The following is a 13,306-nucleotide window of genomic DNA, read 5'->3' on the forward strand; positions in this document are numbered from 1 at the left end:
ACTCTCATTCGTTGTCCCATTCGGTGGCAAGATCGTCAATTTCTTCCTGGCTCAGTTCGAGCAGCGGCAGGTCGGACGGAGTGTGGCCGCCCGCGTCACCCCGCCGCACGTGCGTGACCAGGCCCCGCAGGGCCTCGGCCCACAGCTCGGCGAGTTCTTCCACGTCCTCCCTGTCGATCCAGTCCGCCGGGAACGTCCACGTGGCCTCCAGCCGCGGGCCGGCGGGCAGGTCGTACGTGACGGCGTTGATCTCCAGCGGGTGCCCCACGGCCAGTCGCGGGCGGGGGGCCGCGGGCGGCGCCTCCTCGCCGGCGCGCTGGATCCGGCCGAGGTAGTTGAAGCTGATCTGCGGGGCGGGCAGCCCGGCCAGCCGGGGCGCGGTGCCGGGGTTGAGGTGGCGCAGCATCCCGAAGCCGATGCCGTTCTCGGGGACGGCGCGGAGCTGTTCCTTGACCCGCTTCATGGCCAGGCCGACGGCCGGCTCGCCGGCGCGGACGGCCGCCCAGTCGGCCGGGCCGGGGTCGACGGCCACGGGGAAGAGGCTGGTGAACCAGCCGACCGTGCGCGACAGGTCGACGTCGCCGGCGATGTCCTCGCGGCCGTGCCCTTCCAGGTCCAGCAGGACGGCGGTCGGACCGGGCAGGGCTGCCGCGCGCCGGGACCGCCACTGCGAGACGGCGAGCCCGAGCCCGGTGAGCAGGACGTCGTTGACGCGCCCGTGGAAGGCCGCGGGCACGCTGGTCAGCAGCGGTTCCGTCACCTCGGCGGGCAGGGTCACGCGCACGTCGGCCGTCCGGTCGGAGGTGTCGCGCACCGGGTCGAGCGGGCGGCTGCCGAGGAGGGGGTCCGGCGTGGCGAGCACGTCGGTCCAGAACGGGAGCTGCGCCTCCCTGGCCGGGTCGCCGGCCAGCTCGCGCAGGCGCCGCGCCCACCGGCGGAACGAGGACGGCACCGGGTCCAGCTCGACCGGCTCGCCGGCGGCCAGCGCCGTCCAGGCGGCGTGCAGGTCGGGCAGCAGGATCCGCCAGGAGACGCCGTCGACGACCAGGTGGTGCAGAACCAGCAGCAGCCGGCCCTCGCGGTCCGGGCCGTGGTCGAACCAGACGGCGCGCACCATCACGCCCGCGTCCACGTCGAGGCCGGCCACGGCCGCGTGCCCGTGCCGGGCGAGCGCGGCCTCGTCGAGCCCGCCGCCATCGAGCCCGTTCGCGTCCAGCCCGGTCGCGTCGAGCCCGGTCGCGTCCACCCGGCGTACGCAGGACGCGGCGTCGAGGGCGCCCTTCTCCGGCACCGTGAGCCGCCACTGCCCGCCGGTCCGCGACAGCCGCATCCGCAGGGCGTCGTGGTGGTCGAGCAGCGCCTGGAGCCCCTGGGTGACCAGGTCCAGGCGGGCGCCCGGCGGCGTGGGCAGGAACGCCGACTGGTGGTGGGCGTCGATCGAGCCGTGCCGCTCGGCCAGCCAGGCGATGATGGGCGTGAGCGGCACGTCGCCGACGGCCTCCGCGGGGTCCTCGGTGACCCCGGCCGGAGCGGGGCGCATGGCGGCGGCCAGCGCCTCCATCGTCCGGTGGGTGAAGACGTCCCGGGGGGTCAGCTGCCAGCCCGCCCGGTGCGCCCGTGCCGCGAGCTGGATCGTCATGATGCTGTCGCCGCCGAGCTCGAAGAACCCGTCGTCGAGGCCCACCCGCTCCAGGCCGAGCACGTCGGCGACCAGGCCGCACAGCAGCTCCTCCTGCGGGGTGCGGGGGGCGCGGTGCGCGGCCAGGTTCCGCGACCACGGCTCGGGCAGCGCCCGGCGGTCGAGCTTGCCGTTGGGGGTCAGCGGGATCGCGTCGAGGTGCATGACCGCCGACGGGACGAGGTAGTCCGGCAGCAGGGCGGCCAGGTGGGCGCGCAGCTCGTCCGGGCTCGCCGCCTCCCCCGCCGGGACGACGTAGGCGACCAGGCGCTTGACGCCCGGCTGGTCCTCGCGCGCCACGACGACGCTGGTGGTGACGTCGGCGCGCTCGTTCAGCACCGCCTCGACCTCGCCGGGCTCGATCCGGAAGCCGCGGATCTTGACCTGCTCGTCGGCGCGGCCGAGGAACTCCACCTGCCCGTCCTCGCGCCACCGGACGACGTCGCCGGTGCGGTACATCCGCTCGCCGGGCGCGCCGAACGGGCAGGGCACGAACCGGTCGGCGGTCAGGTCCGGCCGGTGCAGGTAGCCGCGCGCCAGCCCGTCGCCCGCCAGGTACAGCTCGCCGGGCACGCCCACGGGCATCGGCTGGAAGTGCTCGTCCAGCACGTACACGTGCGCGTTGAGCAGCGGCGTGCCGATCGGCGGGGCGGCGCCGGGCGGCGCGGCGGCGACCAGCGCGGCCACGGTGAACTCGGTGGGGCCGTAGGCGTTGAACATGCGGCGCCCAGGGGCCCAGCGGGCGACCACCTCGGCGGAGCACGCCTCCCCCGCCGTGACCACGGTCTCCCAGCTCGGGTACGGGCGCTCGGGCAGGGTCGCCAGGACCTGGGGCGGCAGCACCGCGTGGGTCACGCCGGCGCCGTCGATCAGCTCGGCGAGCCGGTCGCCGCCCAGGCAGTCCAGCGGGCGCAGGACGAGCGCGGCGCCCGCCGCCCACGCCATCAGCATGTTGGCGACGGAGGCGTCGAACCCGAAGGAGGCGAACTGCAGCACCCGCGACGTGCCGGTGATCCCGTACCGCTCGATGTTGTCGGCGGCCAGGGACGCCAGCCCGCGGTGGGTGACCACGACGCCCTTGGGCGTGCCGGTGGAGCCCGAGGTGTAGATGACGTAGGCGGGCTGGTCCAGCGCGATCGGCGGGCGCGGGTTGTCCGCCGTGGCGGGGACGTCCTCGATCGGCACGACGGCGTGGCCGTCCGGGACGCGGGCGGCCAGGCCGGGCGCGGCCAGCACGAACGCGGGCTCGGCGGCGGCCAGCACCTGGGCGATCCGCGCGTCCGGGTGGTCCGGGTCGATCGGGACGTACGCCGATCCGGACTTGGCGACGGCGAGGAGCGCCACCACCAGCTCGACGGAGGCGGGGGCGAGCACGGCGATCAGCCGTTCGGCGCCCGCGCCGCGCTCGATCAGCGCCTTGGCCAGCCCGTTGGCGCGGGCGTCGAGCTGCGCGTAGGTCAGCTCGGTGTCGCCGAGGACCAGCGCCGGCGCATCAGGGGTGCGGGCGGCGGCGGCCTCGAACAGCTCGGGCAGCGTCCGCGCGATCCCGGGCCGGGCGGTGTCGTTCCAGCGGACCAGGACCTGCTCCAGCTCGCCGTCCGTGAGCAGCGCGGTGTGGCCGAGCGGCCGGTCGGGGTCGGCGGCTACGGCGGTGAGCAGCCGGCCCAGCAGCGTAGCCAGCCGCCGCGCGGTGGCCGCGTCGAACAGGTCGGTGGCGTAGTTCAGCTCGCCGCTCAGCCCGGCCGGGTCGCCGGTGGCGGTGCGGTGCTCGGTGAGCTGGACGAGCAGGTCGAACTTGGCCACGCCCTCCTCGAACGGCACCGGGGCGACGTCGAGGCCGGGCAGGTCGAGCGTGGCGTGCTCGTCCGGCGCGAGGCTGAGCATCACCTGGAACAGCGGGTGGCGGCCCGCCGACCGCTCCGGCGCGACCAGGTCGACCAGCCGTTCGAAGGGCAGGTCCTGGTGGGCGAAGGCGCCGAGGTCGGTCTCCCTGACCCGCGCCAGCAGCTCGCGGAACGACGGGTTGCCCGAGGTGTCGTTGCGCAGCACCAGCGTGTTCACGAAGAACCCCACCAGGTCGGAGAGCGCCTGGTCGGTGCGGCCGGCGACCGGGGAGCCGATCGGGATGTCGGTGCCGGCGCCCAGCCGGGTGAGCAGCGCGGCCAGCCCGGCCTGCAGCGCCATGAACAGGGTGACCCGGTGCTCGGCCGCGACGGCGGCCAGCGCCCGGTGGGTGTCGGCGTCGACGCGCAGCTCGGCGGACGCGCCCCGGTGGGACGACACGGCGGGGCGCGGCCGGTCGGCGGGCAGCGCGATCTCGTCGGGCAGCCCGGCCAGCGTCTTCGACCAGTACGCGACCAGCTCGTCGGCCGAGTCGAGCACCTCCCGCTGCCACAGGGCGTAGTCGGCGTACTGGACGGGCAGCGGCTCCCATCCGGGGGCCGTGCCGCGCACGCGGGCGGAGTAGGCCGCCGCCAGGTCGCGGGCGAGCGGGCCCATCGACAGGGCGTCGCCCGCGATGTGGTGCACGACGATGAGCAGCACGTTCTCCTCGGCCGACAGCCGGAACAGCCGCGCGCGGACGGGCAGCTCGGTGGCCAGGTCGAAGCCCTCGGCGGCCGCCTCGGTCAGCACCGCGCGGAGCCGCCCGGGCTCGACGTCGGCGCACGGCAGGTCGATCGCGGCGTCCGGCACGATCTCCTGGCGCGGCACCCCGTCCACTTCCGGGAACACCGTGCGCAGGCTCTCCTGCCTGTCCAGTACGTCCGCGAACGCCTGCCGCAGCGCGCCGGCGTCCAGCGGCCCGGTCAGCCGCAGCGCGGCGGGGATGTTGTAGGTCGCGTTCGGGCCCTCCATGCGGTTGAGGAACCACAGCCTGCGCTGCGCGAACGACAGCGGCAGCACGTCGGGCCTGGCCACGGGCCGCAGCGGCGGCTGGACGCGCCCGGACGCCTCGGCCAGGTGCCCGGCCAGCGCGGCGACCGTGGGCGCCTCGAAGACCAGCCGGATCGGCAGCTCCACGCCGAGCACGGCGCGTGCCCTGGACACCAGGCGGACGGCCGACAGCGAGTTGCCGCCCGCGTCGAAGAAGCCGTCGTCGATGCCCACCCGCTCGACGCCCAGGACCTCGGCGAACAGGTCGCACAGCACCTGTTCGCGGGGCGTTCGCGGCGCGCGGCTGACGACCGGGGCGGCCGCCTCCGGCGCGGGCAGCGCCCGGCGGTCCAGCTTCCCGTTGGCCGTCACGGGCAGCCGGTCGATCACCATGATCACCGATGGGACCATGTAGCCGGGCAGCCGCCCGGACACGAACCCGCGCAGCTCGGCGACGTCCGTCTCCGGCCCGCCCACCACGTACGACACGAGCCTCGGGTCGGCGCCGCCCTCCAGGACGGTCGCGGCCTCCGTGACCGCCGGGTGCGCGGCGAGCGCCGAGGAGATCTCGCCCAGCTCGATCCGGTAGCCGCGCAGTTTGACCTGGTCGTCGGCGCGGCCGAGGAACTCCAGGGTGCCGTCGGGGCGCCACCGGCCCAGGTCGCCGCTGCGGTAGAGCACGCCGCCGTGGCCGAACGGGTCCGGCACGAACCGCTGCGCGGTCAGCGCGGGGTTGCCGAGGTAGCCGCGCGCCACGCCCAGGCCGCTGATGTGGATCTCGCCGGGCGTGCCGACCGGGACCGGGGCGCCGTGCCGGTCGAGCAGCTGGACCCGGCCGTCGGCCAGCGGCCTGCCGATCGGGTTGCCCGCGCCCGGCTCCAGGTCGGCCTCGGTGATCCGGTGGAACGTGGTGTGCACGGTCGTCTCGGTGATGCCGTACATGTTCACCAGGGCCGGCCGGGACAGCCCGAACCGGGACGTCCACGGCCGCAGCTCGGCGATCTCCAGCTTCTCGCCGCCGAACACCACGTAGCGCAGGGCCAGCCGGTCCAGCCGGGGGTCGCCGTCCCTGGCCAGGGCGACGAGCGAGCGGAACGCCGACGGCGTCTGGTTCAGCACGCTCACCCGGTGGCGGACCAGCAGGTCGACGAAGTCGTCCGGGGAGCGCACCTGTTCGAGGGATGGCACGACGACCGTGCCGCCGTGGAAGAGCGCGCCCCACAGCTCCCAGACGGAGAAGTCGAAGGCGTAGGAGTGGAACAGGGTCCACACATCGCCGAGGCCGAAGTCGAAGTGCCGCGCGGTGGCCTCGAACAGGCTCGTGACGTTGGCGTGGGTGACGCCGGTGCCCTTCGGCCGTCCGGTCGAGCCCGAGGTGTAGATGACGTAGCACAGGTCGCCGGCCGATCCCGGCGCGGCCGGGGCGGTGCCGGGGTAGCCCGACACGTCGCCGAGGACGAGCGCGCCGCGCAGGTCCGCGGCGCGGCCCTCGTCGGTGATCACGATCGGCGCGCCGGAGTCGGCCAGGATGTAGTTCACCCGCTCGTGCGGCTGCTGCGGGTCCAGCGGCAGGTACGCGGCGCCGGACTTGAGCACGCCGAGCAGGGTGGGCACGAGGTCGGGGCCCCGGTCGAGGCACACGCCGACCAGCGTCTCCGGCCCGGCGCCGAGCTCGATGAGGCGGTGGGCGCAGCGGTTGGCGCGCCGGTCGAGCTCGGCGTAGGTCAGCTCGGTGCCGCCGGACACGACGGCGACGGCGTCCGGGGTGCGCGCGGCCTGCCGTTCGAACAGCTCGTGCACCCGCGCGGCCGGCGCGGTGATCTGCTCGTCGCCGCTGAAGGCGGCCATCAGCGCCTCGTCGCCGTCGGGCAGGAACGTGGCGACGGCGTCGCCGTCGGGGTCCGTCGCCATCGCGGCGAGCACCTTGCGGTACATCTGGGTCAGCCGGTCGGCGTCGGCCCTGCTGATGACGCTGGTGTCGACGCTGATGCCGATGTGCCCGACGCGCACCGCCACGCCGAGCGGGAACTCCGTCGGGCTGTCGTCGATGCTGGCCAGGTAGTCCACCAGCCCGGTGTCGACCTGGTGGAAGTCCAGGTAGACGAACATGGTGTCCAGCAGCCGCCCGCCACCGGCCAGCTCCTGGATCGCGGGCATCGGGAACTGGCGGTGCCGCCACATCGTGCGCTCGCCGGCGAAGGTCCGCTCGACGAGGTCCCGCCAGGTCCGGGCGCCGGTCTCGTGGGCGAACGGCAGCGTGTTGAGGTACATGCCGTACACGTGCTCCGCGCCGGTCACCTCGGGCCTGCCGTGGAACACCACGCCCGCCAGGAACGACTCCTCCTCGGTGAGCTGGCTGAGCACCTTGAGGTGCGCGGCCAGCAGCACGCTCTTCATCGGGGCGCCGGCGGCGTCCGCCAGCGCGCGCAGCCCGGGCTCCAGGTCGAGGAAGGAGACGACGGCCGTGTGGTTGCTCCGCTCGGCCTCGCCCGTTCCGGGCGTCACGGCGAACTTCGGGTGGCCGCGGACGATGTCGCGCCAGTAGCCCCGGCTCTCCTCCGACTCCAGCGAGCGCAGCTCGGCGGCGATGAAGTCGGCGTAGCGCAGCCGGGGGGCCTCCCACGGCTCCGGCTCGGCGCCGTCGCGCAGCCGCCGGTAGCAGCCCAGCAGGTCCATCAGCATCGAGTGGTGGCTCCAGCCCTCCATCACCGCGTGGTGCTCGGTGACCGACAGCCACCACGAGCCGTCCGCGCAGGTGTGGGCGGCCAGCCGGATCAGGCACGGCCGGCCCAGGTCCTCGAACGGGCGGGCGCGCTCGGCCTCGACGTAGGCGCGCATCGCCCGCTCGATGCCGGCGTCGTCGAGGACGCCGAGGTCCGCCGTGGTGACGGACATCTCCGCCTCCCGGTGGACGAGCTGCATCGGCACGCTGTACGTGGTCATGTCGATGGCCGTGCGCAGCGCCTCGTGGCGGGCGACGAGGATCGCGGCCGCCTCCCGGAACGCCTCGGGGGAGAACGCCGCCCCGTCGCGGATCCGGAACGACGTGGCGTTGTGGTAGACGCGCAGCTCCTGGTCGGCCATCATCTCGGCGACCATCCCGGCCTGCACCCGGGAGAGCGGGTACGCGTCGGCGATCCCGGCGGGGACCTTGGCCCGGTCAGCCGGCGAGATCAGCTCGAACGGCCGCACGTACCCCTGTTCGGGCGCGTCGTCCTGGGGCGCGCCGACGGCGGCGGCCAGCGCGGCGACGCTGCGGTGCTCGAACAGGTCGCTGACGCCGACGTCGAACCCGGCCTCGCGCAGCGCGCCCGCGAGCGCCACCGCGCGGATGGAGTCGCCGCCGATGTCGAAGAACCCGTCGTGCACGCCGACCTTGTCCACGCCGAGCACGTCGCTCCAGATGGCGGCGATCCGCTCCTCCACGCTGTCGCGCGGGGCCAGGTAGTCGCCCCGGGTGCCCAGCTCGGCGCGGCCGGGCGCGGGCAGGGCGGCGCGGTCGAGCTTGCCGTTGTTGGTCAGCGGGAAGCCGTCCAGCACGACGAAGGCCGAGGGGACCATGTACTCGGGCAGGTCGCGGGCGAGGAACTCGCGCAGCTCCGCCGGGGGCGGGACGTCGCCGCCGTCGCTGATCAGGTAGCCGACGAGCTGCTTGTCCCCGGCGGAGCCGCTCTCCCTGAGCAGGACGACGGCCTCGCTGATGCCGGGGTGCCGGGTGAGCACGGTCTCGATCTCGCCCAGCTCGATGCGGTAGCCGCGCAGCTTGACCTGGTGGTCGATGCGGCCGAGGAATTCGAGGCTGCCGTCGGGGAGCCTGCGGGCCAGGTCGCCGCTGCGGTACATGCGGGCGCCCGGGTGCGCGCCGAAGGGGTCGGGGACGAACTTCTCGGCGGTGAGCGCCGGCCGGTTGAGGTAGGCGCGGGCGACGCCGGGCCCGCCGACGTGGATCTCGCCGGGGACGCCGATCGGCACCAGGTTCCCCCACTGGTCCAGCAGGTGGACGCGCAGGTCGGCGAGCGGGCGGCCCACGGCGTTGCCGGCGCCCGGCCGCAGGTCGGCCTCGTTCACCTCGTGGTAGGTGGTGTGCACGGTCGTCTCGGTGATGCCGTACATGTTGACCAGGACGGGGCCGCGCAGGCCGAACCTGGCGACCCACGGCTCCAGCTCGGAGATCTCCAGCTTCTCCCCGGCGAACACGACCGCGCGCAGCTTCAGCCGGTCGAGGCCCGGGTGGCCCTGCCGGGCGAGGCCGACCAGGCCGCGGAAGGCCGACGGCGTCTGGTTGAGCACGGTCACCCCGTGCTCGGCCAGCAGGGCGAGCAGGTCCTCGGGGGAACGGGTCACCTCACGGGGCGGCACGACGAGGGTGCCGCCGTACAGCAGCGAGCCCCACAGCTCCCACACGGACACGTCGAAGGCGTAGGAGTGGCACAGGGGCCACACGTCGGCCGCGGAGAAGCGGTAGTGCCGCTCGGCGCTCCGCAACAGCCGGACCACGTTGGCGTGGGACAGGCACACGCCCTTGGGCCGCCCGGTCGAGCCGGAGGTGTAGATGACGTAGATCAGGTCGTCGGCCGTGCCGGGGACGGCGAGGTCGTCGCCGGAGTGGCCGGCGATGAGCTCCCGGTCCCGGTCGACGTCCACGATCGTGCCCTCGTAGAACCCGGCGACGGTACGGGCGCGGGCGGCCGAGGTGACGAGCACGGGGGCGGCCGCGTCGGTGACCATGAAGCCGAGCCGGTCGGCCGGCTGGGCGGGGTCCAGCGGCAGGTAGGCGGCGCCGCACTTGAGGACCGCGAGCAGGGCGGGGACGAGGGCGAGGTCGTTGTCCAGGCACACGCCGACCAGCGAGCCGGGCCCGGCGCCCAGGGCGCGCAGGTGGCGGGCCAGCCGGTTGGCCTCGGCGTTGAGCTGGGCGTAGGTGAGCCGGGTCTGCCCGAACACGACGGCGGTCGCTCCGGGGGTGCGGGCGGCCTGCCGTTCGAACAGCTCGTGGACGCGGCCGTCGATGACCGGCTGCTCGGCGGCGCCGATCTGCAGCGCGCGCTCCTCGGCGCCGATGAAGCCGAGCGTGGCCGCCCGCGCGGCGGGGTCGGCGGCGACCGCCCGGAGGAGCCGGACGTAGTTGCCGGCCATGCGCGTCATGGTGTCCCGGTCGAACAGGGCGGTCGCGTACTCCAGCTTGGCCGGCAGCCTGTCGTGCTCGCTCTCGTCCACCAGGAGGGTCAGGTCGAAGCGGGAGAAGCGGGAGGAGCCGGGGATCGGCGCGACCGTGAGGCCGGGCAGCCGCAGCCCGGCCCGCTCGCCCTGCTGCAGGGTGAAGGCGACCTGGAACAGGGGGGTCCTGGACATGTCGCGCTGCGGCTGGAGCTCGTCCACCAGGAGGGCGAACGGGATGCCCTGGTGGTCGAAGGCGTCGGCGACCATGCCGTGGGCATCGGCGAGCAGGTCCTGGAAGGCGGCGTCGTCGTCCCAGCGGGCGCGCAGGACGAGGCTGTTGATGCCGTAGCCGATCAGCTCGCGCAGCTCGGGGCGGGAGCGGCCGGAGACCATCGTGCCCACGGGGATGTCGGTCTTGCCGGTGTAGCGCGAGAGCAGCACGTGGAAGGCGGTCAGCAGGACGGTGAACAGCGTGGTGCCGCGGTCGCGGGCCAGGTCGCGGAGCCGGGCGGCCAGGTCGCCGGGGATCTCGAAGCCGAGGACGTCCCCGGCGGGGTCGCGGTGGCTCGGCCGGGGCCGGTCGGCGGGCAGGTCGAGCGGCTCCATGCCGTCCAGGCGCTGCCGCCAGTAGCGGAGGTGCCGCTGGTGCTCGGAGTCCTGGGCGCGTTCCCAGGCCGCGTAGTCGGCGTACTGGACGGCCAGCGGGGCCAGCGTGGGCGGGCGCCCCTCGTGGCGGGCCGCGTACAGCTCGCCGAGCTCGGCGGTCAGGACGGCCAGCGACCAGGCGTCGCAGGCGATGTGGTGCAGGACGACGATCAGCGCGTGGTCGTCGTCGGCCAGCCGGGCCAGCGTGGCCCGGACCGGCCACTCGTGCTCCAGGTCGAACGGGACCAGCGCCTCCCGCTCGCTCAGCTCCGCGACGGCCGCGTCCCGGTCCTCGCGGGCGGACAGGTCCAGCGACGTCAGCCGCAGGTCGCCGGGGGCGTCGACGACCTGGACGGGCTCGGTCCCGGCCATGCGGTAGCGGGTGCGCAGGATCTCGTGCCGGGCGAGCACCTCCCGCCACGCCTCCACCAGGGCGGCGACGTCGAGCGGCCCGCGCAGCCGCCACGCGACGGGGACGAGGTACTCCGGGTTGCTGGTCTCCAGCCGGTTGAGGAACCAGAGCTGCTGCTGGCCGAACGACAGCGGAAGCCGCGCGTTGCGATCGGCCAGGGGTATGCCCGCGGCGGGTGATCCCCGGCGCGCTCGCCGGGCTTCAAGGCTCCGGCGGATCAGCTCCTCACGAGCGGAATTCGAGACTGGCTCGTTGCTCATCCCCGTTGCTCCCTAGACAGGTGGTCGGCCATCAGAGAACGAGCCTTGGATCAGCGCCTATACGGGCCCTATACGGGGGCGCCCGTCTCACGGCGCAGGCTCGCGGGGCGCATGTCGGTCCACACGCGCCCGATGTGGGCGAGGCATTCCTCGCGGGTCCCGGTGAACCCTTCGGGTCTCCAGCCGGCCGGGAGATCCCGGTCGGCCCACCAGATCGAATGCTGTTCCTCGTCGTTGAGCACGACGAGGAACGGGGCGGCGGTTCGCTGCTCGGTCATGGGGAACTCCTCGCTGCGCGGCGCGGGTGCGCCGGCGTTGTCGTCGCGAGGAGTCTCGACGCCTCCGCCATATCCGCCCTATACGGACGTCTCCCGATTTACTGGGCTTTCTTGATCACTGGGCTTGATTACTGGGCCGGGGCGATCTCGCGGAAGCCGATGCCGTCCATCTGGATGGAGGCGGCCGTCATCCGGGCCAGGGCCGCCTGGCGGTCCAGCGAGGAGTCCTCCCGTACGGCGAAGTCCAGCGCGAGCGCGCGGACCAGCGGGTGGAAGCGGTACTGCGCGGACATCCCGTGCGTGCCGGGCACGCTCTCCAGCAGCCGGGCGTCCAGCAGTTGCTCGACCAGGTCGCGGGCCCGGGTGACCTTGGTGTCGAGGACGACGGCCGCCATCCACAGCGTGAAGGCGGGCACGTCGAGCAGCACGAGCAGCCGCAGGGCCCGCTGGGTGTCCGGCGCCAGCGCCAGATAGCTGCGGCCCAGCCGGTCCCGGAGCGTGACGTCGGCGGCGCCCAGCTCCGCCAGCCGCTGCCGGGGGTCGGCCAGCCGCTGGGCGAGCTGGCCCAGCGACCAGTGCGGCTTGGCCACCAGGCGCATGCCGGCCAGGCGGACGCCCAGCGGCAGGTGGCCGCAGAACGCGGCGATGCGCGCGGCCTCCTCCGGCTCCGCCTGGACGCGGCCGGCGCCGATGATCCGGCCGAGCAGGGCGACGGCGTGCCGCTCGGCCGGCACGTCCAGGTCCAGTGCCGGCATCCCGGCGAGCACCAGCCGCGTCCGGCCGGTCACCAGGACGGCGCTCCTCGGGCCCGGCGGCAGCAGCGGGCGGACCTGCTGCTCACCGGCCGCGTCGTCGAGCACCACCATGATCCGCTGATGGATCATCCGGCTCCGGTAGAGGCGGAGGCGCTCCTCGAACGAGGCGGGCACCGCCGAGGCGTCCACGCCGAGCGACAGCAGCATCTCGCCGAGCGCGTCGAACGGCGACACCGGGCGGGCCCGCAGCCCGCCGAGGTCGACGAAGAGCTGGCCGTCCGGGTAGCGGTCGAGGACCTGGTAGGCGACGTGGACGGCCAGCGCGGTCTTGCCCACCCCGGCCATGCCGCCGACGACCGAGCCCACCGTGACGCCCTGGCCGCCCTTGCCGCTGAGCGAGGCGCTGAGCTCGGCGGACTCCGCGGACCTGCCGGTGAAGTCGCCCACGTCGGGCGGGAGCTGGCCGGGGCGCAGGCGCGTGGTGACCGTCGCGCGCTCCCCCGCCGTGTCGAGCGCCGGGTCGCCGACGAGCACCTTGCCGTACAGCTCGCGCAACTCCTGGCCGGGCTCGGTGGACAGGTCGTCGGCGAGCAGGCCGCGCAGGTCCTCGTAGACGTTGATCGCGTCGGCCTGCCTGCCCGAGCGGTGCAGGGCCAGCATGAGCTGGCCGCGCAGGCGCTCACGCCACGGGTGCCTGGACACCAGCCCGGTCAGCTCCGACACCAGGCCGCTGTGCCGGCCCAGGAGCAGGTCGGCGTCGACGCGGTCCTCCAGGGTGGCGAGCTTGGCCTCCTCCAGGCGGGGCCGCTCCACGGCGGTGAGCAGGTCGGTGGCGCCGGACAGCGCCGGGCCGCGCCAGAGCGCCAGCGCCTCGCCCAGCACGCGCGCCGCCTCGCCCGCCGCCCCCTTCTCCAGCAGGTGCCTGCCCTGCCGGGTGAGCTTCTCGAAGACGAGCAGGTCCACCGCGTCCGGGTCGGCCTCCATGAGGTAGCCGGGCCGCTGCCGGGTGATGGAGACACCGAGCTTCTGCCGCAGCCGCGAGACGTAGATCTGGATCTGCGCCTCGGAGGTGGTGGGCAGCTCCTCCCCCCACAGCATCTCCGCGATCCAGGAGTCCGACACGATGCGCGAGCGCGACAGCAGGAGGATCGCCAGCAGCGTACGGATCTTGGTGGCGCTGAGTTCGACCGGGCCCGACGCCCCGCTCACCGTTATCGGGCCGAGTATGCGAAAGTGCAGCACCC

At 74.5% G+C, this 13,306-nt stretch carries 3 protein-coding genes; all 3 read right to left on the reverse strand.

The features are described 5' to 3' along the window. Positions 1 to 4: 4 nt before the first annotated feature. Complete coding sequence (locus ACWDXC_RS11550) at positions 5 to 11,029, reverse strand: amino acid adenylation domain-containing protein (RefSeq protein ID WP_449980745.1); 11,025 nt, start codon at positions 11,027 to 11,029, stop codon at positions 5 to 7. Positions 11,030 to 11,097: 68 nt separating this feature from the next. Then, entirely contained in the window at positions 11,098 to 11,307 is a 210-nt protein-coding gene (locus ACWDXC_RS11555) for an MbtH family protein (RefSeq protein ID WP_449980747.1), read from the reverse strand. Positions 11,308 to 11,435: 128 nt separating this feature from the next. Beyond that, positions 11,436 to 13,271 carry a BTAD domain-containing putative transcriptional regulator gene (locus tag ACWDXC_RS11560; protein WP_449980750.1) on the reverse strand — a complete coding sequence of 612 codons (1,836 nt, stop codon included), beginning with the start codon at positions 13,269 to 13,271 and terminating at the stop codon, positions 11,436 to 11,438. Between the last annotated feature and the right edge of the window lie 35 nt (positions 13,272 to 13,306).

The organism is Nonomuraea sp. NPDC003214 (genome assembly GCF_053590035.1).